Here is a 23,724-nt window from a genome sequence, read left to right on the forward strand (position 1 = left end):
CGGTGTTTCAGAACCGGTCCCGCGGGCCACGCTCTTGCCATGACCGAACGTCCTGTGGTCAAGCGCACCGCACGCGCCATCCTGCTCGACGGCAACGACCTGATCCTCATCAAGCGCACCAAGCCCGGGGTGGATCCCTACTGGCTCACGCCCGGTGGCGGGGTCGAGCCCGAGGACGCGACCGTGGTCGACGCCCTGCACCGCGAGGTGGACGAGGAGCTCGGCGCCAAGATCACCGATGTGGTCCCCTGCTTCGTCGACACCGTGGAGCACATCGAGGGCGGCGGGGTGAAGGGCGTGAAGGTCCAGCACTTCTTCGTCTGCCGGCTGGACTCGATGGACCCGTCCCGGCGTCACGGCCCCGAGATCGACGCTCCCTGCGGGGAGTACGACATCGTGCGGGTGCCGTTCAGCCGGGTGGGCATCGCCGCCGTCCACCTCGTGCCGCTGTCGCTGCGGCACTACCTGGACGGCAACATCGAGGGCGTACGCGCGATGCACGCGCCCGACCTGGGCTGACCGCCGCCGCTCCGGGGCCGATGACAGCCGCCGCGGTCAGGCGGGGCCGGTCGCGGCCAGGTCCTCCACGAAGTCGTGCCGGATGCGCTCGGCCGGCATGCCGATGCCTCTGAGCGTGTCGACGCCGCTGCGGATCATGCCGGGCGGGCCCGAGAGATAGGCCTCGTACTCGTGCCACGGGCCGCACTCCCGCACCGCCTCGGGCAGCAGTCCCCTCATCAGGCCCCCTCCCGTTCGCGGTCCGGTGGAGACCACCGGCCGCACCGCGAGCCAGGGATAGGTGCTCTGGAGCCGCATCATCGTGTCGATGTCGTACAGGTCGTGATCGCTGCGTGCCCCGTAGAAGACCTCCACGGGGCGCCGGTCGCCATGCTCCGCGACATCCTCGACGAGCGCCTTGATGGGTGCGATGCCCGTGCCTCCGCCCAGGCAGAGCAGACCGTTGTGGGTGGAGTGGTCGACCGTCATCGATCCTGTGGGCGGGCCGAGTCGCAGGATGTCCCCGGGCCGGGCCCGGTGCACCAGGGCGTTGGAGACCCAGCCGGCCGAGACCGCCTTGATGTGGAAGGTGAGCAGACCGTCGGGGCGGGGTGCCGAGGCGAAGGAATAGTGCCGCCAGTTCCGGGGCCACCACGGGGTCTCCACGGCCGTGTACTGGCCTGCGAGGAAGGGGTAGGCCTGGTCGGGGCGGAGCGTGAGCACCGCTATGTCACGGGTCCTGAGGTCGTGGGACACCACTTCCGCGTGCCACCAGGCAGGGGCCTGCTGCTCGTCCTCGGCGGCGGCGTCGATCATGATCTGCGATATCGCGGTGTAGGCGCGCGCCCATGCCGCTTCGGTCTCCCCGTCCCAAGTGGTGGTCGCGTAGCGGCTCAGGGCGCCCATGAGCGCCTCCCCCACTGCGGGATAGTGCACGGGCGACGTGCCGTACTTGCGGTGCCCCCGGCCCAGTTCGCCGAGGTACTCGGCCAGCGCTCGCGGATCGTCCAGCCGGTCGGCCGCGGTGAGGATCGCGCGGAGAAGGCGGTCGCGCTGAACGTCCATCGCTACCGGGAACAGGTCACGCAGCTCCGGGTGCCGCACGAAGAGCAGCGCGTAGAAGTACGAGGTCGCCTGATCCGCTACGGGCGATATCTCGGTCAGGGTGCGATGGATCAGGGCCGCGTCGGGAGATCTGTCCGTTCCGTCTTCGGTCCACCCGGTGGCCGGAGCATCCATACTGTGCCTCGCCTCGTACATCTCGTGATCGCCTTACGCACCAGCGCGGCCCGCAGCCCCCTTGCCCGCGGACGCACTCGAGTCCTGCTGACGATCGCCGGTCGGCCACTGCCCGCAGTCCCTCGGCCCAGGATGCCTTGCGACGGACAAGGGCCGGCCGTGAACCCAGGACAGCCACCCATGAACGCATCAGTACCCGACGAGGCGGCAACTCACCTGCCGGAGGCAGCAGCAGAGGAGTGCGTGCTGTACGCCGAGGCTAGTACGCGCGATTACTCCCGCGGTCAGACGCCCGATCGCTCCGCTCCCGGCACCGTGTTTCACGTGAAACCACTCAAACGCTCCGCCCGCCGCAGCCTCCTGGTGGCGCACGTCGCGGTATCCGTGGGCTGGCTGGGACTGACCGTCGGACTGCTGGCGCTCGGCATCACGGCCTTCTCCACCGCGGACCCCACCACCGCACAGGCCGCCACCCGCGCCATGAAGATCTTCGGCGACTGGCTGGTCGTACCGGTCGCCCTCTTCTCGCTGTTCAGCGGTCTCGTCCTGGCACTCGGCACACCATGGGGGCTGGCCAGGCACCGGTGGGTCTGAACGAAGTTCTGGCTCACCCTGATCACCGTGGCACTGTCCGTCTTCTCCCTGCGGCCCGGCATCGACGAGGCCGCGGCACGTGGCGCCGTCGATATCGACCTGGTGGTCGCTCCGTCAGTGGCAACGGCGACGTACCTCTTCATCACCGCGATATCAGTGCTGAAGCCCTGGGGGCCCACCCGGCGCGGCCGCCGGCTGCGCCGCTCGGCCGGAGCCGGTAAAGGAGCCGGTAAAGGAGTGGACGAGCGAACACCTCGTCGGACAGCCTGACCTCCATGCCCAGCTCACTGCCCCGTCCGATCGCCGAACTGCCTGTCCGGCGCCTCACCCCGGGTGACCTGGTCGCCTGCGCCGATCTCTGCGAGGACCGTGGCTGGCCACGCGATGAGCACAGGTGGGGCCTGCTTCTTGCCGCCGGAACCGGCTACGGCGTGGACGACCCCGGGGGCAAGGGGCTGGTGGCCAGTTGCGTGGTGACGTCCTACGGCCCACGGCTGGCCGCCATAGGCATGCTGCTCGTCGCGGAGCGATACGCGCGGCAGGGCATCGCGCGGCATCTGATGAACCATGTGATCGCCGAGTCCGGAGGCACACCGCTCAGCCTCTACGCAACATCCGCAGGGCAACCGCTCTACGAGCAGATCGGCTTCTCGGTCGTGGGCCGCTCCCAGCGGGTCACCGGCTCCTTCCGGCCGGCCGGCGACAGGTCCTCCGCCGTGACCGTCCGCCCGGCCACGGCGGAGGACCTGCGCGCCATGGTCCGGCTGGACTCGGACGTCTTCGGTACCGACCGGACCCATGTCCTCGCCCGGCTGCCCGCGTACGCCGACCACATCCGGGTCGCACAGGACGAGGGGCGTCTGATCGGTTACGCGGCGGCGTGGCCGAGCGAACGGACACATGTGGTCGGTCCGCTGATCGCGCGCGACACCGCGACGGCTCAGGCGCTCGTCGCCTCTCTCGCGGAGGCGACGGATCTGCCCCTGCGCGTGGACGTCGACGCGCGCCATACCGAGCTGCTCGACTGGTTCGAGGAGCGCGGACTGCGGCCCGGCTCCTCGACCACGGTGATGACGCTCGGGGCCTCGGACCTGCCGGGCGACTGGACCCGTCGCTACGCCCCGCTGACCGTGGCGACGGGCTGACCGCCGGCACCCGCGCGGCCGGATGCCGTCATCGGAGGCCAAGGGCTCGGCGAGTGCGTCAGGCGATGCGTCAGGCGAGATCCCTCACGGCGGCCGTCGCAAAGCCGTGGTCCTGGTCGGGAGCACCTCCGCCGACGCCGATGGCACCGATGAGCCGGCCGCCGCGGTGCACCGGAACGCCGCCGGCGATGAAGAGCAGCGGCCGGTCGAGGGCGGTGGGCAGTGTGTGGAAGGGCCCGCCGGGCTGGACCGCGTCGACGAGGTCGGCCGTGGGGGCGTTGAGCTGGAGGGCCGTGTACGCCTTGCGGGTGCTGGTCTCGCCGGCGATGAGGACGGCCCGGTCGTCCCGCCGGAAGGCCAGCAGGTGGCCACCCGCGTCGAGGACGGTGACGGCGACCGCGACGCCGGCGGCCTCGGCGGCGGTCCGCGCCGCGTCGATCAGTGCTTCGGCGTCCGGGGTCGTCAGCGGGGCGACAGCGACGGTGGTGGTGCTCATGGGGTGACTCCTTGGTGCGAGGTGGTGCGAAATGATGCGCCGCGGTGTGGCGCTGTGCTCTGCGGGGAGGGGACATCAGCTCCGGGACGCGGGGGTCAGAGCCGGCTCAGGGCTGTGCCGGGCGACCAGTCGGCTGGGCGTGACCGTGCGGCGTTCCAGCACACCGGAGACGACCGCGAGGGCCAGGGCGGAGGCTGCCAGAGCTGCGCCGATCCAATTGGGAGCGGTGTAGCCGAGGCCTGCCGCGATGGTGATGCCACCGAGCCACGCCGAGAGCGCGTTGCCGAGGTTGAAGGCACCGATGTTGGCCGCGGAGGCGAGGGTCGGAGCGTCGGCCGCCTGGTCGAGCACCCGCTTCTGCAGCGGCGGTACGGTCGCGAAGCCCAGGCCGCCGATCAGCACGATGGTGACGGCCGAGGCGATCTTGTTGTGAGCGGTCAGGGTGAACAGGGAAAGTACCACGGAGAGCGCGCCCAGCGACACGTACAGCAGGGGCATCAGACGACGATCGGCGAACTTGCCGCCGATCAGATTGCCGCCCACCATGCCCAGTCCGAGCAGGACCAGCAGCCAGGTGACGGACGACGTGGAGTATCCGGCGATCTCGGTCATCATCGGGGTGATGTAGGTGATCGCGGCGAAGACCCCGCCGAAGCCCAGCACGGTCATCGCCATGGCGAGCAGGACCTGCACATTGCGGAACGCGGCCAGTTCGTCGCGGAGCCGTACGCCCTCGTTCCGCGGCTGTTCGGGGACGAGCCTGGCGACGCCGAGAAGACCGATGACGCCGATCGCGGCGACGGCGAAGAACGTGGTCCGCCAGCCGACACTCTGTCCGATGTAGGTGCCCAGCGGTACACCGACGACATTGGCCACGGTGAGGCCGGTGAACATCATGGCGATCGCGCCGGCCTTCTTCCGAGGAGCGACCAGATCGGCCGCGACGACCGTTCCGATGCCGAAGAAGGCGCCGTGGGCGAGTGAGGCGATCACCCGGCCGACGAGCATCACACCGAAGACCGGGGCGACCGCGGAGACGACGTTGCCCACCACGAACAGCCCCATGAGCAGCACCAGCATGCGTTTGCGGGTGACCCGGGTACCGAGGGCCGTCATCACCGGGGCACCGAGGACGACGCCGAGGGCGTATCCCGTGACGAGGAATCCCGCGGTCGGGATCGAGACCTGGAAGTCCGCAGCAACCTCGGGGAGCAACCCCATGATCACGAACTCGGTGGTCCCGATACCGAAAGCCCCGATGGCGAGGGCTAGGAGCGCGAGCGGCATGGGTTTCACCTTCCCTGAAGATTGCGTCTGCGCCTTACGAGCGTCCACAATAATTGCAGACGCCAATTAATTGCAAGCGCGGGCTATTGCGGCAGTCGCCTATCCTGGTGGCAAGCGGCTCCGACACGGAGGAGAGACCCCATGACAGCGACAGACCCCGCACTGACCGCCCTCTCCCAGGGCTGGTGCGCTCTCTCCTTGCTCCACGGAAAGATCGAGGCCCGTATCGAGCGGGCGCTGCAGTCCGGGCACGGGCTCAGCGTGCGGGAGTTCTCCCTGCTCGGCGTCCTGAGCAGACAGCACAACGGCCCCGGTGGGCATCTCCAGATGAAGCAGGTCGCAGACGCCGTCGTGCTCAGCCAGAGCGCCACCACCCGCCTGGTCACCCGCCTGGAGGACCGCGGACTGCTGACGCGGTATCTCTGCGACACCGATCGCCGCGGCATCTACACCGATGTCACCGAGGCCGGCCTCACCCTGCTCGCCGAGGCCCGGCCGACCAATGACAGCGCGCTGCGTGCCGCGTTGGACGAAGCCGCGAAGAGCCCCGAACTGGCTCCGCTGGTCAGGGCGGTCGAGGAGTTGAAGGCCCCCGTGCAGATCGCGTGAGTCACGCGTGGTCGCGGAGGGGCCCACGAGGCCCGATGAAATCCCGCACCACCCGAATGATCTGCGTACCCTGCCGATCATGAGCGATCTCGAAATACGTCCGGCCGCCCTCGACGACATCCCCGCGATCGTGGCCATGCTCGCCGACGATCCGCTGGGTGCACAGCGTGAGTCGCCGGATGAGCTCACCCCGTACCACGCCGCGTTCCGGCGGCTGGTGGACGATCCGAACCAGCATCTGGTTGTCGCGGTGCGCGAGGGCCGCGTCGTCGGAACCCTTCAGCTGACCGTGATTCCCGGGCTTTCCCGGCGCGGCTCGACCCGCTCGGTCATCGAGGGCGTACGCATCCACGCCGACGAGCGCGGCAGCGGCCTCGGCACCCTGCTGATCGAGTGGGCCGTGGACGAATCCCGCCGCCAGGACTGCCAGTTGGTCCAGCTGACGTCCGATGCGACCCGGACCGATGCCCATCGTTTCTACGAGCGGCTCGGATTCACCGCCAGCCATGTGGGCTTCAAGCTCGCGCTCTGACCCCGTCCGTACCGCATCCCCGGTGCCCGTGGCCGACGCGGCCGTCGTACGGCTGGGCCCAACGAGCCGATGTGAGCCGGTCCGGCGGCTGCTGTCCGACGTCGGCCGGGATGCCTCCGACCGCGATCGAGACGGCAGCATCCTGGCTTTCGCGATGGGCGGGGCAGGCACGGGTCGCGCCACGCTTCCGTACCCCGCCGGAAAGGGAGTTGGCGTCCCGAACCGGCCCGCCCCCTCCCGTTTCACGTGAAACGTGATGCTCAGGCCCCCAGGCCCCGCCATCCGCCCTCGTCCACACCGCCGGGAACGGCCGCTGCCGGGTCGTACGGCTCCCGAGTGAAGACGAACGAGCCCAGATCGAGATGGTTCACGCTGCCGTCGCTGTTCCGGACCACACGCAGCGTCTCCCCCGCGTAGTAGCCGTCAAGGCCGATCCAGGTGCCATCGGACTGTGCGGTGAACCGGGCACCGCGGCCGGCGCCCTGCAGGGGCCCAAGCTCCAGCCCACCGTCCGAGGCCATCCGCAGGACGTTCGAGCGCGTGCCCCAGTACCAGGGACCGGTCAGCGCGAGAAGCTCGGCATCCACCTCCGGCAGCGGGCGCCAGGGCTCCGGAATGCGGGGTTCGGCCTCGGCCACGATGTCCACGAGGTCGGCGGCCACACCACCGATCATCGGTCCCGCCGTCGTGTTGGTGAGCGCGACCGCCACCACGTCGTCCTCGATGCTGATCCACAGGGCGGCCAGGAAGCCGGGCAGCGAGCCCGTATGCCCGAAGAGCGTGCGGCTGCCGCTGCGCACCACCTGAAGGCCCAGACCGTAATTGGACTGCCAGTCGCCGGACTCGGTCGGCGCGGACGGCTCACGCATCTGCTCCACGGAGGCGGCACAGAGCACCCGGTCGTTCCCCTCGGCCAGAAGGGTCGCGAAGCGCAGGAGGTCATCGGTGGTGGACCAGAGCTGACCGGCCGGAGCCATCAGCCCGAGGTCCTCGGCCGGTTCGGGCAGCATGACATCGGCCCAGGGATGCACGGCCCAGCCGCCTGCGTGCGGTGACTGCGGGTGGAGGCCGGTGCGGTGCATGCCGAGCGGTTCCAGGATCTCGCGTCGCAGCACCTCCGCCCAGCTCGCCCCGCGCACCTGCTCGACCAGCGCGCCCAGCAGCGTGTAGCCGGGGTTCGAGTAGTGGTGATGGTGACCCGGACGGTGCATCCGCGTCTGCTCGCCGAGGACGTCGGCCAACTCGGGCCGCAGCGTGCCCGGGGTCCGCTCCCACCAGGGCCCGGGTGACTCGGCACCAAGTCCCGCACTGTGTCCCAGTAGTTGGTGGATGGTCACGCCACCGACGCCGGTTCCGGGCAGATGCTTCTCCAGCGGATCGTCCAGGTCCAGAAGGCCCTCGTCACGCAGGCGCAGGACCAGCACCGCGGTGAAGGTCTTGGTGAGGGACCCGATCCTGAACTGCGTGTCCGCGTCCGGGGCATGCCCGTCCACGCAACTGCGGGAGCCGTTCCAGACGGTCTGCCCCTGCCTCTGCACCGCGGCGACGAGCGAGGGCGCGCGGCCCTCCGACTGCGCGGTGGCGATGCGGTGCAGCAGAGCACGCTGCGTCCCGGGGAGCAACTGTTCGGGTGAGAAGGTCATGCTCAAACAACTACCCGCAGAACGAGGCGGTGGCGAGTCCATTTCACCGCACCCGGACCGTGCCCGGCGATGGCGGAGCGCATCCCGTCGGCGAGCCCGCGTGTGCCCACTCGCTCATCGGAGCTGTACCGGCCGCAGGCTGAACGAGATCGGGGAATGTGCCATGGTCACCAACTCTCCTACGTCAGCTGCACTTGAGGCCAAGTGCACGGGCTCGAACACGAGTCGTCGCAGGGGATCGACGTCGGCGGGGTGAGGCGGCCCTGCCGCTGGGCCGGTCCGGATCGAGTGATCGAGGGCCGGCCCGGCGGCATCGATGGTGTTCAGCCGGCGACGGTGGCGAGATCGCCGGGCTCGTAGGCGCCGCCCTGGTTGTTGAGGATCACGCCGAGCCGGTTGGTCGCGTTGATCATGGCGATCAGGGAGACCAGTGCGATGGCCTGGTCGTCGTCGTAGTGCTTGCGGACCTGGGCCCAGGTCGCGTCGGAGACGCCCTCGTAGCTGTCGATGATGCGGGTGCCCTCCTCGGTGAGGGCCAGCGCGGCGCGCTCGGCCTCGGTGAACACGGTGGAGTGACGCCAGGTGGCGACCAGGTTCAGCCGGGCCGCGGTCTCGCCGGCGGCTGCGGCGTCCTTGCCGTGGATGTCGACGCAGAAGCCGCAGCCGTTGATCTGGCTGGCGCGCAGCTGCACCAGCTGCTGGGTGGGCTTGGGCAGCGGCGACTCCTGGATCACCTGACTGACCGCGTAGATCCGCTTGCCGATCTTGGCGCCGGTCTCGTTCGCGAACAGGTTCATACGGGGTTCCATCACAACGTCCTCGCTCGTGGAAGCGTGTACCGCGCGGATCGTCCGCGCAGCGCCCTGATGCCCATGAGTCGCCTGCCGCCCCGGCCCTGTGACAGCACGGCGGTGTGACGAAGGCCACCGGGCTCCTGTGTCACAGGAGAGCGAGAAGCGGCGACTTGTGCGTGACACGGAGAAGAGACGCGACAGGCGGGAGCCGATGATGGACGAGCGCACCGAGCGAGCGACCGGCGTGACCGGGCACGGCCCTCGCGCCGGGGGTACGGACTCCGCCACCGAGGCGTTCGTCGCCCATCGCAACCTGCTGTTCACCGTTGCCTACGAGATGCTCGGCTCCGCCGCCGAAGCCGAGGACGTCCTTCAGGAGACCTGGCTGCGCTGGGCGGACATCGACCACGACACGGTTCGGGACCCACGCGCCTTCCTTGTCCGCATCACCACGCGCCAGGCGTTGACCCGGCTGCGTATGCTGCGTCGGCGCAAGGAGTCCTACATCGGCCCCTGGCTGCCCGAGCCCCTGCTGACAGCGCCCGATGTCGCCGAGGACATCGAGCCGGCCGACAGCGTCTCCATGGCGATGCTGCTCGTGCTGGAGACCCTCGCACCGACCGAGCGGGCCGTATTCGTGCTGCGCGAGGTCTTCGATCTCGGGTACGACGAGATCGCGCAGGCCGTCGACAAGACTCCCGCCGCGGTCCGGCAGATCGCCCACCGCGCACGAGCCCACGTCGCGGCACGCCGACCGCGCGAGGTCGTCTCCCCGGCCCAGACGCGCAGCGCGCTCGCGGCTTTCCAACAGGCGGTCGAAACGGGCGACCTTCAGCGACTGCTCGACATGATCGCCCCGGACGTCGTACTGCTGACCGACGGCGGCGGAGTCGTACAGGCCGCACTGGAGCCCGTCGTGGGTGCTGGAACGGTGGCCGACGTGCTGAGCAGGCTCACCTCCGCAAGCTTGCAGTCGGCCCAGGTCAACGGCTACCCGGCCTTGATCCTGCGTACGGGCGGCGCGATCGACGCCGTCCTGGCGGTACGCCTCGAAGGTGGCCTCATCACCGGGCTCTACGCCGTCCGCAATCCCGAGAAGCTGTCACGCATCGACCGGGAGACCGCAGTGGGCCGCTGAGCCGGGCACGTCCGGCGAGCCGTTGTCCGGAAAGATGGATGCGCTGAACCGCGAGTCCCGTCACCGCCGCGCAGGCCCGAGGTGCTGTCTCGGGGACGTGTCATCTCCTCTGCCTGCGACCGGCACGGCCGCCTCGGGCGAAGTGGCTGTGGTCGGACAGGACTCCCTCGATGGCGGCCCGCACCCGCGCTGTTCTGCCGACGGTGAAGACCGGCCCGGCCGGGCTCGACAATCACCTACAGTCCAGCCTCATGGCGACGGTCACCACGCGCACGGTCGAATACCCCGCCGACGGCCTGACGATGATCGGGCACCTCGCGCTCCCCGCCGGTGCCGACCGCCGGCCCGCAGTCCTGATCGGGCCCGAAGGGCCGGGCCTGAACGACTTCCAGCGCCGCCGGGCCGACGCCCTCGCCGAACTGGGGTACGTGGCGCTGGCCTTCGACATCAACGGCGGGCGCTGGTTCACCGACCCACAGGAGATGCTGGCGCACGTGACCCCCCTGCTAGCCGACCCCGACCGGATGCGGGGCATCGGCCATGCGGCACTCGATGTGCTGCGTGCCGAACCGCGGACCGACCCCGACCGGATCGCCGCCATCGGCTACGGCACCGGGGGCGCGATCGCGCTGGAACTCGGGCGCGACGTCGTCGACCTGCGGGCGATCGGGACGGTCAACGCACTGACCACGGGCCGACCTGGCGAGGCGGCGCGCATCCGTTGCCCCGTGTGGGCCGGGGTCGGATCGGAGGACCCGATCATGCCCGCTGAGCAACGGGACGCCTTCACCGCCGAGATGCAGGCCGCGGGCGTCGACTGGCGTCTCGTGCTCTATGGCGGAGCCCTGCACGCCTTCCACCACCCGCCGGTCGACCAGACCGTGCTCCCCGGCGTCGGCTACCACCCGCAGCACGCGCAGCGAGCCTGGCGCGACGTCGTCGACCTGCTCGCCGAGTGCCTGCCCGCAACCCGCCGGTCTCAGGACCGTGTCCTGTAGGACTCCACCTGAACATCGCGTGTGAGATCAGGACACGAAATCTGAGCCCCTGCAACAGGTGCCGTCAGGTCTGCGCCATGTCCACGAAGCGCGAGTAGTGGCCCTGGAAGGCCACCGTGATCGTCGCCGTCGGACCGTTACGGTGCTTGGCCACGATCAGGTCGGCCTCACCGGCGCGGGGGGACTCCTTCTCGTACGCGTCCTCGCGGTGCAGCAGGATCACCATGTCGGCGTCCTGCTCGATGGATCCGGATTCACGCAGGTCGGAGACCATCGGCTTCTTGTCCGTGCGCTGCTCGGGACCACGGTTCAGCTGGGAGAGCGCGATGACCGGGAGCTGAAGCTCCTTCGCCAGCAGCTTGAGGTTTCGGGACATGTCCGAAACTTCCTGCTGACGGCTCTCGGCACGCTTCGAGCCACCGGACTGCATCAGCTGCAGATAGTCGATGACCACGAGTTTGAGGTCGTTGCGCTGCTTGAGACGACGGCACTTCGCCCGGATCTCCATCATGGAGAGGTTCGGGGAGTCGTCGATATAGAGCGGGGCGGCCGAGACATCCGGCATCCGGCGGGCCAGTCGCGTCCAGTCCTCGTCGGTCATGGTGCCGGAGCGCATGTGGTGCAGCGCCACCCGCGCCTCGGCGGAGAGCAGACGCATCGCGATCTCGTTGCGCCCCATTTCGAGGGAGAAGATCACGCTGGGCAGGTTGCTCTTGATCGAACAGGCCCGTGCGAAATCGAGGGCCAGCGTGGACTTACCCATGGCGGGACGGGCCGCGATGACGACCATCTGGCCCGGGTGCAGGCCGTTCGTCAGAGCGTCGAGGTCGGTGAAGCCGGTCGGCACCCCGGTCATCTCGCCGCTGCGCGAGCCGATCGCCTCGATCTCGTCGAGCGCGCCCTCCATGATGTCGCCGAGCGGGAGGTAGTCCTCGCTGGTGCGCTGCTCGGTGACGGCGTAGATCTCGGCCTGCGCGGAGTTCACGATGTCGTCGACATCGCCGTCGGCCGCGTATCCCATCTGCGTGATCTTCGTACCGGCTTCGACGAGCCGCCTCAGGACCGCCCGCTCGTGGACGATCTCCGCGTAGTACGAAGCGTTGGCCGCGGTCGGCACGGACTGGACGAGGGTGTGCAGATACGGCGCTCCGCCCACCTTGGTGATCTCACCGCGCTTGACCAGCTCGGCAGCCACCGTGATCGGGTCGGCCGGCTCGCCCTTGGCGTAGAGGTCGAGGATCGCCTGGTAGACGGTCTCGTGCGCGGGGCGGTAGAAGTCGTGGCCCTTGATGATCTCCACGACATCGGCGATGGCGTCCTTGGACAGGAGCATGCCACCGAGGACCGACTGCTCGGCATCGAGGTCCTGGGGCGGTACCCGCTCGAAACCGGGAGAGCCGCCCTCCCAACCGCCGCTCTCCCTGCCGCGATCGTGCTGCTCGCCGCGGTCCCGGCCTTCACCGCGGCGCTGCCGGGAAACAGGCAGACGGTCGCTGGGACCGGTCTCGGCCCAGGGGTCGTCCAAAGGCTCGGGAATGCTCACCGGGCCACCTCCTCCCGTCCGCTCCGCGGACCTCGCCATGCCACTCTTTCTTACGGCACAGCACCGACAAACAAGACGCCCGACTCCGGTTCCGGCGCGTCGAGTTCTGCTGGTTCCAAGACGGGAACGGGGTGCGGGCGCCGGTCCACGGTAGGCCGCCCGGCACCGTCAGCCAATCTGGTTATCCACAGGGCATGTGGACGACCGACCAGATGCTGTGGAGAACTCTGCAGAACCTGTGCACGGAGCGGGGGACAGCACTGTGGACAAACTCATAGCACCTACACCATCAGCGCGCTGACCTGGGCTTTCCCCATCCACGGGCTGTGGGGGAGAAAAACTTTCCGAGTCAGCACAAGATCACGACAAACGGCACACGGGAGAACGCCGACCCTCAACAAGTGTAAGGACTACTAGTCCATTGCATCCATTACCTGTGGAAGATTAGATTGACCCCCATGATCCAGGCCCCGGCACCCCCGCCGCCCAGTCGTCGACGGCACGACCGCGAGATCATCTCGCTCGCCGTCCCTGCCTTCGGCGCACTCGTCGCCGAGCCGCTCTTCGTGATGGTCGACAGTGCGATCGTCGGCCATCTCGGCACCCCGCAGCTGGCCGGCCTGGCCGTCGCCGCGGCTCTGCTGACCACCGCCGTCAGCGTCTTCGTCTTCCTCGCCTACGCCACCACCGCGGCGGTGGCACGTCGGGTCGGGGCGGGCGATCTGGCCTCCGCGATCCGACAGGGCATGGACGGCATCTGGCTGGCGCTCCTGCTGGGCATCGCCGTCATCGCCGTCGCTCTTCCCACGGCCCCCTGGCTGGTGGACATCTTCGGAGCCTCCGACACGGCAGCCCCCTACGCGACCACGTATCTGAGGATCTCCAGCCTCGGCATCCCGGCCATGCTCGTGGTGATGGCCGCGACCGGAGTTCTCCGTGGCCTGCAGGACACCAGGACACCGCTGTACGTCGCCGTCGGAGGCTTCGCGGCCAACGGAGCCCTCAACGCGGGACTGGTCTACGGCGCCGGTCTCGGTATCGCCGGATCGGCCTGGGGCACCGTGATCGCGCAGATCTCGATGGCCGTCGCCTACCTGATCGTGGTGGTACGGGGGGCGCGACGGCATGGCGCCTCGTTGCGTCCCGATGCCGCGGGCATCAGGGCCAGCGCCCAGGCAGGCGTTCCGCTGCTGGTCCGTACGCTGTCGCTCCGTGCCGTCCTGATGATCGCCACAGCCGTCGCCGCCCGCCTCGGCGACACCGAGATCGCCGCGCACCAGATCATTCTCTCCCTCTGGAGCCTGATGGCCTTCGCTCTCGACGCCATCGCCATCGCCGGTCAGGCGATCATCGGCCGCTGTCTGGGAGCCGATGACGCCAAGGGCGCACGCGAGGCATGCCGGCGCATGGTGCAGTGGGGCATCGTTTCCGGGGTGGTGTTCGGGGCGCTGATCGTGCTTGCCCGCCCACTGTTCGTGCCCTTGTTCACCAGCGACCGGACCGTGCAGGACACCCTGCTCCCGGCGCTGCTGGTGGTGGCGCTGTCCCAGCCAATCGCCGGCGTGGTCTTCGTCCTGGACGGAGTGCTGATGGGAGCCGGAGACGGGCGGTACCTGGCGTGGGCCATGCTCGTCACTCTCGCGGTCTTCGCCCCGGTCGCTCTGCTGGTGCCGGTGATCGGTGGCGGCCTGACGACACTGTGGTGGGCGATGGCTCTGATGATGACCGTCCGCATGGTGACGCTCTGGCTGCGCACCCGCTCAGGCAAGTGGATCGTCACCGGTGCCACCCGCTGACCCACCGGCCGTGGTCCATTCGCTGGGCCACCGGCCGTGGTCCCGTTTCACGTGAAACCGTAAAACCGTGAAACGGGACCACGTGAAGCCGGACCAGGACGGCGGAGCCCGAAACGCTGAAGGGCCGCACCCCGTGGGGTGCGGCCCTTCAGCTGCTCAGGTGAGCTGTGCCCTTAGGCAGCAACGACCTCGATGCCGAGGTTCGCAGCGACCTCGGGGTGCAGACGCACGGACACCTGGTGTCCGCCGAGCGTCTTGATCGGCGAGCCGAGCTCGACGCGACGTTTGTCGACGTCGGGGCCACCGGCGGCCTTGATCGCCGAGGCGATGTCGGCCGGGGTCACGGAGCCGAAGAGACGGCCGGCGTCGCCGGAGCGAACAGCCAGACGAACCTTCACGGCCTCGAGCTTGGTCTTGATCTCGTTGGCCTGCTCGATCGTGGCGATCTCGTGGATCTTGCGGGCGCGGCGGATCTGCGCCACGTCCTTCTCGCCACCCTTGGTCCAGCGGATGGCAAAGCCACGCGGAACCAGGTAGTTACGGGCGTACCCGTCCTTGACGTCGACGACGTCGCCCGCAGCACCGAGGCCGGAGACCTCGTGGGTGAGGATGATCTTCATGATTCGGTCACCCTTCCCTTATCGCGCGGTGGACGTGTAGGGCAGCAGCGCCATCTCACGGCTGTTCTTGACTGCCGTGGCGACGTCACGCTGGTGCTGCGTGCAGTTGCCGGTCACGCGGCGGGCACGGATCTTGCCGCGGTCGGAAATGAACTTCCGCAGCATGTTCGTGTCCTTGTAGTCCACGTACTGGGTCTTGTCCTTGCAGAACGCGCAGACCTTCTTCTTAGGCTTGCGCACAGGCGGCTTCGCCATGGTGTTTCTCCTGTGTGATCAAGAAGTGGGGGTACGAGCTGCCCTAGAAGGGAGGCTCGTCCGAGTAGCCGCCGCCGGAGCCGCCGGAGCCACCGGAGCTTCCGCCCCAGCCGCCTCCGCCGCCCTGCTGGCCCCCGCCCTGCTGACCGCCGGACGGCGCGCTCGTGGCCCACGGGTCGTCGGCGGGAGCGCCGCCACCACCCTGCTGGCCACCGCCACCGGGACCGCCGCCCCAGTTACCGCCGCCCTGCTGGCCACCGCCGTATCCACCCTGGCCGCCCTGGCCACCGCGACCGGTGGTCTTGGTGACCTTGGCCGTGGCGTTCTTCAGGCTGGGGCCGACTTCCTCGACATCCAGCTCGTAGACCGTGCGCTTGACGCCCTCGCGGTCTTCGTACGACCGCTGCTTCAGCCGGCCCTGCACGACGACGCGCATGCCTCGCTGGAGCGACTCGGCGACGTTCTCCGCCGCCTGCCGCCAGACCGAGCAGGTGAGGAACAGGCCTTCGCCGTCCTTCCACTCATTGGTCTGCCGGTCGAAGATGCGGGGAGTGGACGCGACACGGAACTTCGCGACCGCCGCACCGGACGGGGTGAAGCGCAGCTCGGGGTCGTCGACGAGATTGCCGACGACCGTGATGACGGTCTCGCCTGCCATGGATGAACCTCTCGGCGGGGATTGCTTCTGGCTGCTTGCTGCTACTCGAACCCGATGACCACTGAGCTAGATGCTCAGTGGGACTCGGGACGGAGGACCTTGGTCCGGAGGACCGACTCGTTCAGGTTCATCTGGCGGTCGAGCTCCTTGACGATCGCAGGCTCGGCCTGCAGATCGATGACCGAGTAGATGCCCTCGGGCTTCTTCTTGATCTCGTAAGCGAGACGACGACGGCCCCAGGTGTCGACCTTCTCAACCTTTCCGTTGCCCTCACGGACGACGGAGAGGAAGTTCTCGATCAGCGGGGAGACAGCGCGCTCCTCGAGATCGGGGTCGAGGATGACCATCACCTCGTAGTGACGCATGTGGAACCCACCTCCTTTGGACTCAGCGGCCACGGTCGTTCCGTGGCAGGAGGGTCGTGATGCGTAAGCAACAGTGTCTCCGAGTAAAACAGCCGCCACTGACAACGCCCTCCATCGAGAAGGGGCTGATGTGCTGGCCTGGGCAGACACCGCCGCAGACCGTACAGAGTACCCGCACACCGGCTTCCGGTTGAAATCCGGTGGCCAGGAGACGCAATCTGGACACATCGGGTGTGACCGGCGACACGGCGCGCCCCTTTCGGCCAGGAGGTACTCCATGGCACAGGCAATACGACCCCGTCCCCCCGTCTCCCTTCTCGCCACGGACGGCAAGACCCACCCGCTCCAGGAGACCCTGGTCGCGGTGACGCTGATCCTCGGCGTGCTGGCCTTCGTGACGGCGATGTTCCACAACCTGCATCTGATCAGCTCGTGGGCCGGACTCATCGGGATCCTCACGGGTGCGTACGGGCAGTACATCTCGGTGACCACGCGCGAACGGTTCCCGCTGATCATCGGCATGGGCGCAGCCGCCATCGGCTTCTTCCTGGGCATGGCCCACGGCGGCCTCTTCGGCGGCCTGGTGGGCTGACGCACTGCAGACAGCAGGTGATCCACGACCGGCACACGACAAACGGACGGCGCGAGGAACCACACAGGGGCCTCGCGCCGTTCCCCGTACAAGGACCCGGCGACCCGGGTCGCGACGGCGGCGGAGCCGCAAGGTCCCATAGGGCCAGACGGCGCACTCGTCGGTCACAGTAGGCTTCGGCGCGAGAGCCGGAGCCCCTGACCGATGGGGACACACCTGCCGAGGAGCGCCCCGCATGAGCCTGACCCTGAGGACCATCAGCCGAGAGCAGCATCTGGCATACATCCAGAGCCTGCCCGCGGCGAGTCACATGCAGGTCCCGGCATGGGCGGACGTGAAGGCGGAGTGGCGCTCGGAGAGTCTCGGCTGGTTCGACAAGAACGGACAGCTCGTCGGCGCCGGCCTGGTGCTCTACCGGCAGTTGCCCAAGATCAAGCGGTACCTCGCCTATCTGCCCGAGGGCCCGGTCATCAACTGGTACGCCCCGAACCTGGACGACTGGCTGCGGCCGATGCTGGCGCATCTCAAGCAACAGGGCGCCTTCTCCGTGAAGATGGGCCCGCCGGTCATCATCCGTCGCTGGGACGCGGCCGCCATCAAGTCGGGCATCCAGGACCCGGAAGTGAAGCGTCTGCGCGACGTCGAGGCCACCCACATCGAGCCGCGTGCCTTCGAAGTGGCAGACCGGCTGCGGAAGATGGGCTGGCAGCAGGGCGAGGACGGCGGCGCCGGATTCGGTGACGTACAGCCCCGCTACGTCTACCAGGTGCCGCTGGCGAACCGGTCGCTCGAAGACGTCCACAAGGGCTTCAACCAGCTGTGGCGACGCAACATCAAGAAGGCCGAGAAGGCCGGCGTCGAGGTCGTCCAGGGCAGTTACGCCGAGCTCGACGAGTGGCAGCGGCTGTACGAGATCACGGCGGAGCGCGATCACTTCCGGCCGCGTCCGCTGGGCTACTTCCAGCGCATGTGGACGGCCCTCAACAACGAGGACCCCAACCGGATGCGGCTCTACTTCGCCCGGCACGAGGGCGAGAACGTCGCGGCCGCGACCATGCTGATCGTCGGCGGGCACGTCTGGTACTCCTACGGCGCGTCCGCCAACCACAAGCGCGAGGTCCGGCCCTCGAACGCGATGCAGTGGCGGATGCTGCGCGACGCATACGCCATGGGGGCCACCGTCTACGACCTGCGCGGCATCTCCGACTCGCTGGACGAGACCGACCACCTCTTCGGCCTGATCCAGTTCAAGGTCGGCACCGGCGGGCAGGCGGCCGAGTACGTCGGGGAGTGGGACTTCCCGCTGAACAAGCTGCTGCACAAGGCGCTCGACATCTACATGTCGCGCCGCTGATACGCGTAGTCCGATACGCACCGCCCCGCTGACGAAACCGGCTTCATTGGTTTCAATGGGGACTTCGGCTCCACACACCTCCCACACAGCAGCCACCAGAAGGGTTCCGGACCGGCCATGGCGCTCTCCCTGTACGTCGACACCGCGCGCTGGCGGGCGCACCAGAAATCCGTCCTCGACCAGTTCCCCGGCCTCGTCCCGGTCTGCAAGGGCAACGGCTACGGCTTCGGCCACGAGCGGCTGGCCGACGAGGCCATCCGCTTCGGCTCCGACACGCTCGCCGTCGGAACCACCTACGAGGCCGCCCGCATCAAGGACTGGTTCAGCGGCGACCTCCTGGTCCTCACCCCGTTCCGCCGGGGCGAGGAGCCCGTGCCGCTGCCCGACCGGGTCATCCGTTCCGTGTCCTCCGTGGACGGCGTGCACGCCCTGGTGGGCGCACGGGTCGTCATCGAGTGCATGAGCTCGATGAAGCGCCACGGCGTCAAGGAGGAGGAGCTCGGGCAGCTGCACGCCGCCATCGAGGACGTACGGCTCGAAGGCTTCGCCCTGCACCTGCCGCTGGACCGGACGGACGGCTCGGACGCGGTCGAGGAGGTCATCGGCTGGATGGACCGGCTGCGCGCGGCCCGGCTGCCACTGCACACCATGTTCGTCAGCCATCTGCGCGCCGAGGAGCTGGGCCGGCTCCAGCAGCAGTTCCCGCAGACCCGTTTCCGCGCCCGCATCGGCACCCGGCTGTGGCTCGGCGACCACGAGGCGACGGAGTACCGGGGTGCCGTCCTGGACGTCACGCGCGTGGCCAAGGGCGACCGCTTCGGCTACCGCCAGCAGAAGGCCGCCTCGGACGGCTGGCTGGTGGTCGTCGCCGGCGGTACGTCGCACGGCGTGGGCCTGGAGGCCCCGAAGGCCCTGCACGGTGTGATGCCGCGCGCCAAGGGCGTCGCCCGCGCGGGCCTGGCCACCGTCAACCGCAACCTGTCGCCGTTCGTCTGGGCGGGCAAGCAGCGCTGGTTCGCCGAGCCGCCGCACATGCAGGTGTCGATCCTGTTCGTCCCGTCGGACGCCCAGGAGCCGAAGGTCGGCGACGAGCTGGTGGCCCATCTGCGCCACACGACCACCCAGTTCGACCGCCTCGTCGACCGTTAGGTCCTCTCCGGCGCGTCGGGGTCTCTCCGGACGGGAGAGACCCCGGCCTCAGTCGGCGACCGGTCCGCGCGCCGCGCCCCATTCCACCCGCGGCACTTCCACCGCGGGGTGGGCAGGCTGCGACGGATGCGCCGCCCGCCCCAGCACGAACACGTCCGGGGCCCCGTCGAGCACCCCGCCGGACGGATCGTCCGACCCGTCGCGCCGTACGACGTCCCGCTCCGGCGTGAGGATGTCCCGTACGACCACGGCGCAGAGGTACAGCGTGCCCAGCAGATGCAGGGCGATCGCCAGCTGATACCCCTCCGTGGGCAGCCCCTGGTGCTTGTCCCCGCTCGTCGTGTACGCGAGGTACATCCAGATCCCCAGGAAGTACATGACCTCGCACGCCTGCCAGATCAGGAAGTCGCGCCACCGCGGCCTGGCCAGGGCGGCCAGCGGGATCAGCCACAGCACGTACTGCGGCGAGTAGACCTTGTTGACGAGGATGAACGCCGCGACGACGAGCAGGGCGAGCTGCGCGAAGCGCGGCCTGCGCGGCGCCATCAAGGTGAGCGCGCCGATGCCCGCGCACAGCAGGACCGTCGTCAGGGTCGAGACGGTGTTGACGGTCGACACCTCGATGCTCTCGCCGGTGCGCTGGGTGATGATCAGCCAGAACGAGCCGAAGTCGATGCCCCGTTCCTCGCTGAATGTGTAGAACTTCTTCCAGCCCTCGGGTGCGAAGGCCATCACCGGCAGATTCACCACCAGCCAGGACACCACGGCCCCGAGCGTCGCCATGCCGAACTCCCGCCATTTGCCCGCCCGCCAGCACAGGACGAACACCGGCCCCAGCAGGAACACGGGGTAGAGCTTGGCGGCCGTGGCGAGCCCGATGAGGATGCCGAACGCCAGTGCCCGTCCCCGGGACCACATGAGCATCGCCGCGGCTGTCAGCGCGACGGCCAGCAGATCCCAGTTGATCGTCGCGGTGAGCGCGAAGGCCGGCGCGAGGGCGACCAGCAGTCCGTCCCAGGGGCGGCGCCGGTGCGTACGGGCGACGCAGACGGCGATGATCACGGCGCAGATCATCAGCATGCCCGCGTTGACCATCCAGTACATCTGCTCGCGGTGCTGAATGGACCCGCCCGGCGTCAGCCAGGAGGCGACCTGCATGAACACCCCCGTCAGGACGGGGTACTCCAGGTACTGCATGTCACCGGGCAGCCGGTCGAAGTACGGCACGAGGCCGTCGGAGAAGCCACGTGCGGCGAAGAGATGCGGAATGTCCGAGTAACAGGCGTGCGTGTACTGCGAACCCGCGCCCCTGAACCACGCCCAGTTGTAGCAGGGCAGCTTCTGCACCATGCCCAGCGCGAACATCCCGAGGGCCACCAGTGCGACGACGGCCACGGGTGTGAGCGCCGCGCTGCCGGGCCGTGTCCAGCGTCCCGACCGCCCGCCGATCAGCTCGCTGCCGGCCGCGGCGACCTCGTCCTGGTGCGTGGGCCGCACGACGGACCGTTCCTGCTGCTGGTGCACACTCGTGTCTTCTGCGCTTGGCATGCGCTCATCCTGCCGTACGGGGTTGTGGAAACGACGAGGGCCGCCGCACCGTGTGGTGCGGCGGCCCTCATGACCGGTCGGCCCACCGGGCCGTGCGGATGCTATCCGCCCGTCCCGCCGAAGATTCCGCCGTTGCCGTTCCCGCCGTTCCCGCCGTTCCCGTTGCCGCCGTTCCCGTTGCCGCCGTTCGCGTTCCCTCCGGTCGGTGGCTCGGGGGTCGTCGGCGGAGTGCTGCCACCACCGGTGTCTCCGCCGTTCGCGCCGGTACTGCTCCCGCCATTGCTGTGCTGGCAGTCCCAGTCCCACGTACCGCAGGTCTCGCCGGGGTCGGGCGGCGACGGAGTGGTGCTCGTCGAGGGCGACTCGGTCACCGACTTGGTCGGCGACGGCGTCGTCGGCGCGGTGGGCGTCGGCCTGGGGCTCTGCGCACCGCCGCCGTAGACCGTGTCACCGATCGGGCCGGGCTCCGGGAACGTCAGGGCCGGCTTCCCCTTCAGCGCACCCAGCATGTAGTCGTGCCAGATCTGGGCCGGGAACGACGCACCGTGGATCGTCTTCTCGCCACCCGTGCCGTACATCTTTTCGAACTTGCGGTTCTTGTTCGTCGCATCGTCGTCGAGCCGGTACATGCTGATGGCCGTGGACAGCTGCGGCGTGTAGCCGACGAACCAGGCCGACTTGTTGTCGTCCGTCGTACCCGTCTTGCCCGCCACGTCCCGGCCGGGGAGCTGCGCGGGGGTACCGGTCCCCTTCTCGACGACGTTCTTCAGGACGTCGGTGACGTTGTCGGCGATCGCGGGATCGAAGGCACGCTTGTCGACGTCCTTGTGCCGGTAGATCGTCTTGCCGCCCTTCTTCGCCTCGGTGACCGAGTAGGGCTCGCGCTGCATACCGCTGGCGGCGAAGGTCGCGTACGCGCCGGCCATGCGGATCGCACTGGGCGAGGACGTACCGATGGAGAACGACGGCACATGCGAATCCGCCATCTGTTCGTCGTCCTTGAGCCCCGCGGCCATGGCGACGTCCTTCACCTTGTCGGTGCCGACGTCCATGCCGAGCTGTACGTACGGGGAGTTGGCGGACCACTGCATCGCCTCGCGAAGGGTGATGTTGCCCTTCGACTCACCGCCGTCGTTGGCCTGCAGCCACTCCTTGCCGTTCTCGTCGGTCCAGATCTCGCCGTTGTACTTCTTGATCTTCAGTTTGTTGTCGGCGTTGTAGATGCTGAGCGGCGAGACCTGCGTACGATCCGACGGGCCCTGGTCCTCTCCGAGCGCGGGGTCCCGCTTGCCGTACTCCATCGCCGCCGCCAGTACGAACGGCTTGAAGGTCGAACCGACCTGCGCACCGGTGGGGTTGGCGTTGTTGGTGAAGTGCTTGGTCGCGTCCTGGCCGCCGTAGATCGCCACGATGGCCCCGGTCTTGGGGTCCACCGACCCGCCGCCGAACTGGACGTGGGTGTCCGTCTCGGGGCGCCGCTTCGGATCGATCTTGCTGTCGTAGACCTTCTTGACCGCGGCGTCGAGCTCCTTGACCTTCTTCTTGTTGAAGGTGGTGCGGATCTGGTAGCCGCCCTGGGCCAGCATCTCCGCCGTGACGCCCTTGTTGTTGCTGAGGAAGTACTGCCTGGCGAGTTCGACCAGATAACCGGTCTGACCGCTCAGCTGGGCGTTCTTCTTCGGCTGGAGGGGCATCGGGAACTTGGTGTACTTGTCGCGCTCCGCTTTCTCGAGGCGCCCGTCCTTCACCTCCTCGTCGAGGATCCACTTCCATCGCTTGATGGCCCGCTCGGTGTTCAGCTCCGGCGTCGCCTGCTTGGGGTCGACATCGACAGCACCCGCCGGGTCGTAGTAGGACGCGCCCTTGAGCAGCGTGGCCAGGAACGCGCACTCGCTCGGATTCAGATCGACGGCGTCCTTGCCGTAGTACGTACGGGCCGCCGCCTGGAGCCCCGAAGCACCTCGCCCGTAGTACGAGACGTTGAGGTAGCCCGCGATGATGTCGTTCTTCTTCATGTCATTGCTGACCTTGAGCGTGATGAAGAGTTCCTGGAACTTCCGGCTCAGGGTCTGCTCCTGGGACAGACGCGAGTTCTTCACGTACTGCTGGGTGATCGTCGAACCACCCTGCGTCTCGCCTCCGGTCGCCATGTTGAACAGGGCTCGGGCGATACCCATGGGGTCGATGCCCCGGTCGTGCTCGAAGGACTTGTTCTCGGCCGAGATGACGGCGTTCCGCATCGCCTCGGGGATCTGCTCGAAGCTGATGATCTGGCGGTTGACCGCACCGCCCGTGGCGACCATCTGCGAGCCGTCGTCCCAGAGGTAGACGTTGTTCTGAGCCTCCGCGGCATCCTTCACCGTGGGCTTGCCGACCATCGCGTACGCGATGCCGGCGATGCCCATGAGCAGGCCGAGAAAGCCGATGCAGAGGCTGGAGACCAGCTTCCACGACGGCACCCAGCGCCGCACGCCGTACTTCCCGGCCCGCGGGTAGTCGATGAAGCGCTTCTTCGCGGGGCGCTTGCCTGCGCGGCCACGCCCCCTGCCGGGCCCCTCCTGACCGCCGTCGCCGCCACCACCACCGCGGCGACGTCCACCGGCCCCGCCGCCGCGGCCCGCGCCACCGCGCTGGGCGGCTCGTCTGGCCTCGGCACGTCCGCCGTACGGGCTGTCCCCACCATGCGAACCGGAAGGTGACTCAGAAGTTACTCCGCGTGACGGAGCGGCGCGGCGTCCTGAGGACTGCTGGGCGGCTCGTCTGGCCGCTGCGCGCCCACCACCTTGCGGTTGCGGCGTTTTGCGACGGTGCTCGCTCATCGAACGACTACTCCTCGGGCAGGCGAGAACGCCTGGAAGCGGCAGTTGAGAT

22 protein-coding genes and 1 pseudogene are annotated in these 23,724 nt (G+C 68.7%); 11 read left to right on the forward strand and 12 right to left on the reverse strand.

From position 1 onward, the window contains the following. Positions 1-39: 39 nt before the first annotated feature. Positions 40-519, forward strand: a complete 480-nt coding sequence (locus tag OG520_RS20120; protein WP_399328708.1) for an NUDIX domain-containing protein — start codon at positions 40-42, stop codon at positions 517-519. A gap of 36 nt (positions 520-555) precedes the next feature. On the opposite strand, the gene OG520_RS20125 is transcribed toward OG520_RS20120, so the two are convergent. Then, a complete protein-coding gene (locus OG520_RS20125; RefSeq protein WP_406014075.1) occupies positions 556-1,737 on the reverse strand; it encodes a globin domain-containing protein in 1,182 nt (393 codons plus the stop codon). Positions 1,738-2,061: 324 nt separating this feature from the next. Between OG520_RS20125 and OG520_RS20130 the strand changes: the two are divergent. Together OG520_RS20130 and OG520_RS20135 are read left to right on the forward strand one after the other, a co-directional pair. Next, positions 2,062-2,601, forward strand: a pseudogene (locus tag OG520_RS20130) (DUF2269 domain-containing protein). A 5-nt stretch (positions 2,602-2,606) separates the two neighbouring features. Then, positions 2,607-3,476 carry a GNAT family N-acetyltransferase gene (locus OG520_RS20135; RefSeq protein WP_406014076.1) on the forward strand — a complete coding sequence of 290 codons (870 nt, stop codon included), beginning with the start codon at positions 2,607-2,609 and terminating at the stop codon, positions 3,474-3,476. A 70-nt stretch (positions 3,477-3,546) separates the two neighbouring features. Here OG520_RS20135 and OG520_RS20140 read toward each other — a convergent pair whose 3' ends face one another. Then, complete coding sequence (locus tag OG520_RS20140; protein WP_406014077.1) at positions 3,547-3,972, reverse strand: heme-binding protein; 426 nt, start codon at positions 3,970-3,972, stop codon at positions 3,547-3,549. 75 nt (positions 3,973-4,047) lie between these two features. Further along, complete coding sequence (locus OG520_RS20145) at positions 4,048-5,259, reverse strand: MFS transporter (RefSeq protein ID WP_406014078.1); 1,212 nt, start codon at positions 5,257-5,259, stop codon at positions 4,048-4,050. Between the two features lie 141 nt (positions 5,260-5,400). On the opposite strand from OG520_RS20145, the gene OG520_RS20150 reads away from it, so the two are divergent. After that, positions 5,401-5,868, forward strand: a complete 468-nt coding sequence (locus OG520_RS20150; RefSeq protein WP_399328702.1) for a MarR family winged helix-turn-helix transcriptional regulator — start codon at positions 5,401-5,403, stop codon at positions 5,866-5,868. A 79-nt stretch (positions 5,869-5,947) separates the two neighbouring features. Continuing rightward, positions 5,948-6,400, forward strand: a complete 453-nt coding sequence (locus OG520_RS20155; protein ID WP_399328701.1) for a GNAT family N-acetyltransferase — start codon at positions 5,948-5,950, stop codon at positions 6,398-6,400. 260 nt (positions 6,401-6,660) lie between these two features. Here the strand turns inward: OG520_RS20155 and OG520_RS20160 are convergent, their stop codons facing one another. Together OG520_RS20160 and OG520_RS20165 are read right to left on the reverse strand one after the other, a co-directional pair. Then, positions 6,661-8,043 (reverse strand): serine hydrolase domain-containing protein, encoded by a 1,383-nt coding sequence (locus OG520_RS20160; protein WP_406014079.1) that lies wholly within the window; start codon positions 8,041-8,043, stop codon positions 6,661-6,663. 323 nt (positions 8,044-8,366) lie between these two features. Beyond that, on the reverse strand, positions 8,367-8,852 hold the full coding sequence (locus tag OG520_RS20165) for a carboxymuconolactone decarboxylase family protein (protein ID WP_406014080.1): 486 nt from the start codon (positions 8,850-8,852) through the stop codon (positions 8,367-8,369). A gap of 196 nt (positions 8,853-9,048) precedes the next feature. Here OG520_RS20165 and OG520_RS20170 point away from each other — a divergent pair, with 196 nt between their 5' ends. After that, positions 9,049-9,975, forward strand: coding sequence for an RNA polymerase sigma-70 factor (locus OG520_RS20170; RefSeq protein WP_406016527.1), 927 nt, complete (start codon positions 9,049-9,051; stop codon positions 9,973-9,975). Positions 9,976-10,226: 251 nt separating this feature from the next. Beyond that, on the forward strand, positions 10,227-10,973 hold the full coding sequence (locus tag OG520_RS20175) for a dienelactone hydrolase family protein (protein WP_406016528.1): 747 nt from the start codon (positions 10,227-10,229) through the stop codon (positions 10,971-10,973). Between the two features lie 64 nt (positions 10,974-11,037). Here OG520_RS20175 and dnaB read toward each other — a convergent pair whose 3' ends face one another. Beyond that, positions 11,038-12,498: a replicative DNA helicase gene (gene dnaB / locus OG520_RS20180; protein ID WP_266425630.1), complete on the reverse strand. Its 1,461-nt coding sequence runs from the start codon at positions 12,496-12,498 to the stop codon at positions 11,038-11,040. Between the two features lie 476 nt (positions 12,499-12,974). Here dnaB and OG520_RS20185 point away from each other — a divergent pair, with 476 nt between their 5' ends. Further along, the gene (locus OG520_RS20185) at positions 12,975-14,312 is read left to right on the forward strand and encodes an MATE family efflux transporter (protein WP_406014081.1); all 1,338 of its coding nucleotides are present in this window, start codon (positions 12,975-12,977) and stop codon (positions 14,310-14,312) included. A 173-nt stretch (positions 14,313-14,485) separates the two neighbouring features. Here OG520_RS20185 and rplI read toward each other — a convergent pair whose 3' ends face one another. From rplI to rpsF, 4 genes are all read right to left on the reverse strand, one after another. Next, positions 14,486-14,932 (reverse strand): 50S ribosomal protein L9, encoded by a 447-nt coding sequence (gene rplI / locus OG520_RS20190; RefSeq protein WP_072487612.1) that lies wholly within the window; start codon positions 14,930-14,932, stop codon positions 14,486-14,488. A gap of 18 nt (positions 14,933-14,950) precedes the next feature. Further along, a complete protein-coding gene (gene rpsR, locus OG520_RS20195) occupies positions 14,951-15,187 on the reverse strand; it encodes a 30S ribosomal protein S18 (RefSeq protein ID WP_003967857.1) in 237 nt (78 codons plus the stop codon). 43 nt (positions 15,188-15,230) lie between these two features. Continuing rightward, positions 15,231-15,845, reverse strand: a complete 615-nt coding sequence (locus OG520_RS20200; protein ID WP_266416786.1) for a single-stranded DNA-binding protein — start codon at positions 15,843-15,845, stop codon at positions 15,231-15,233. A gap of 74 nt (positions 15,846-15,919) precedes the next feature. Next, a complete protein-coding gene (rpsF, locus tag OG520_RS20205; RefSeq protein WP_266416788.1) occupies positions 15,920-16,210 on the reverse strand; it encodes a 30S ribosomal protein S6 in 291 nt (96 codons plus the stop codon). Positions 16,211-16,487: 277 nt separating this feature from the next. Between rpsF and OG520_RS20210 the strand changes: the two genes are divergently transcribed. From OG520_RS20210 to OG520_RS20220, 3 genes are all read left to right on the forward strand, one after another. Next, positions 16,488-16,802: a hypothetical protein gene (locus OG520_RS20210; RefSeq protein WP_266416790.1), complete on the forward strand. Its 315-nt coding sequence runs from the start codon at positions 16,488-16,490 to the stop codon at positions 16,800-16,802. Positions 16,803-17,037: 235 nt separating this feature from the next. Next, positions 17,038-18,156, forward strand: coding sequence for a peptidoglycan bridge formation glycyltransferase FemA/FemB family protein (locus OG520_RS20215; RefSeq protein WP_266416792.1), 1,119 nt, complete (start codon positions 17,038-17,040; stop codon positions 18,154-18,156). A 117-nt stretch (positions 18,157-18,273) separates the two neighbouring features. Next, entirely contained in the window at positions 18,274-19,305 is a 1,032-nt protein-coding gene (locus tag OG520_RS20220) for an alanine racemase (RefSeq protein WP_266416795.1), read from the forward strand. Between the two features lie 48 nt (positions 19,306-19,353). On the opposite strand, the gene OG520_RS20225 is transcribed toward OG520_RS20220, so the two are convergent. Together OG520_RS20225 and OG520_RS20230 are read right to left on the reverse strand one after the other, a co-directional pair. Beyond that, positions 19,354-20,853, reverse strand: a complete 1,500-nt coding sequence (locus OG520_RS20225) for a glycosyltransferase family 87 protein (protein WP_406014082.1) — start codon at positions 20,851-20,853, stop codon at positions 19,354-19,356. Positions 20,854-20,954: 101 nt separating this feature from the next. Then, positions 20,955-23,672, reverse strand: a complete 2,718-nt coding sequence (locus OG520_RS20230) for a transglycosylase domain-containing protein (protein ID WP_406014083.1) — start codon at positions 23,670-23,672, stop codon at positions 20,955-20,957. Positions 23,673-23,724: the final 52 nt, after the last annotated feature.

This window comes from Streptomyces sp. NBC_00984, assembly GCF_045162475.1.
Lineage (GTDB): Bacteria > Actinomycetota > Actinomycetes > Streptomycetales > Streptomycetaceae > Streptomyces.

What these genes read in the sequence shown, in the direction of transcription:
- rpsF (WP_266416788.1), bottom strand. Translation starts at nt 16,210, where the DNA reads ATGCGTCACTACGAGGTGATGGTCATCCTCGACCCCGATCTCGAGGAG.
- OG520_RS20230 (WP_406014083.1), bottom strand. Translation starts at nt 23,672, where the DNA reads ATGAGCGAGCACCGTCGCAAAACGCCGCAACCGCAAGGTGGTGGGCGC.
- OG520_RS20135 (WP_406014076.1), top strand. Translation starts at nt 2,607, where the DNA reads ATGCCCAGCTCACTGCCCCGTCCGATCGCCGAACTGCCTGTCCGGCGC.
- OG520_RS20200 (WP_266416786.1), bottom strand. Translation starts at nt 15,845, where the DNA reads ATGGCAGGCGAGACCGTCATCACGGTCGTCGGCAATCTCGTCGACGAC.
- OG520_RS20215 (WP_266416792.1), top strand. Translation starts at nt 17,038, where the DNA reads ATGAGCCTGACCCTGAGGACCATCAGCCGAGAGCAGCATCTGGCATAC.
- OG520_RS20125 (WP_406014075.1), bottom strand. Translation starts at nt 1,737, where the DNA reads ATGGATGCTCCGGCCACCGGGTGGACCGAAGACGGAACGGACAGATCT.
- OG520_RS20225 (WP_406014082.1), bottom strand. Translation starts at nt 20,853, where the DNA reads ATGCCAAGCGCAGAAGACACGAGTGTGCACCAGCAGCAGGAACGGTCC.
- OG520_RS20185 (WP_406014081.1), top strand. Translation starts at nt 12,975, where the DNA reads ATGATCCAGGCCCCGGCACCCCCGCCGCCCAGTCGTCGACGGCACGAC.
- rpsR (WP_003967857.1), bottom strand. Translation starts at nt 15,187, where the DNA reads ATGGCGAAGCCGCCTGTGCGCAAGCCTAAGAAGAAGGTCTGCGCGTTC.
- OG520_RS20210 (WP_266416790.1), top strand. Translation starts at nt 16,488, where the DNA reads ATGGCACAGGCAATACGACCCCGTCCCCCCGTCTCCCTTCTCGCCACG.
- OG520_RS20170 (WP_406016527.1), top strand. Translation starts at nt 9,049, where the DNA reads ATGATGGACGAGCGCACCGAGCGAGCGACCGGCGTGACCGGGCACGGC.
- OG520_RS20220 (WP_266416795.1), top strand. Translation starts at nt 18,274, where the DNA reads ATGGCGCTCTCCCTGTACGTCGACACCGCGCGCTGGCGGGCGCACCAG.
- OG520_RS20155 (WP_399328701.1), top strand. Translation starts at nt 5,948, where the DNA reads ATGAGCGATCTCGAAATACGTCCGGCCGCCCTCGACGACATCCCCGCG.
- OG520_RS20120 (WP_399328708.1), top strand. Translation starts at nt 40, where the DNA reads ATGACCGAACGTCCTGTGGTCAAGCGCACCGCACGCGCCATCCTGCTC.
- rplI (WP_072487612.1), bottom strand. Translation starts at nt 14,932, where the DNA reads ATGAAGATCATCCTCACCCACGAGGTCTCCGGCCTCGGTGCTGCGGGC.
- OG520_RS20165 (WP_406014080.1), bottom strand. Translation starts at nt 8,852, where the DNA reads ATGGAACCCCGTATGAACCTGTTCGCGAACGAGACCGGCGCCAAGATC.
- OG520_RS20140 (WP_406014077.1), bottom strand. Translation starts at nt 3,972, where the DNA reads ATGAGCACCACCACCGTCGCTGTCGCCCCGCTGACGACCCCGGACGCC.
- OG520_RS20160 (WP_406014079.1), bottom strand. Translation starts at nt 8,043, where the DNA reads ATGACCTTCTCACCCGAACAGTTGCTCCCCGGGACGCAGCGTGCTCTG.
- OG520_RS20145 (WP_406014078.1), bottom strand. Translation starts at nt 5,259, where the DNA reads ATGCCGCTCGCGCTCCTAGCCCTCGCCATCGGGGCTTTCGGTATCGGG.
- OG520_RS20150 (WP_399328702.1), top strand. Translation starts at nt 5,401, where the DNA reads ATGACAGCGACAGACCCCGCACTGACCGCCCTCTCCCAGGGCTGGTGC.
- OG520_RS20175 (WP_406016528.1), top strand. Translation starts at nt 10,227, where the DNA reads ATGGCGACGGTCACCACGCGCACGGTCGAATACCCCGCCGACGGCCTG.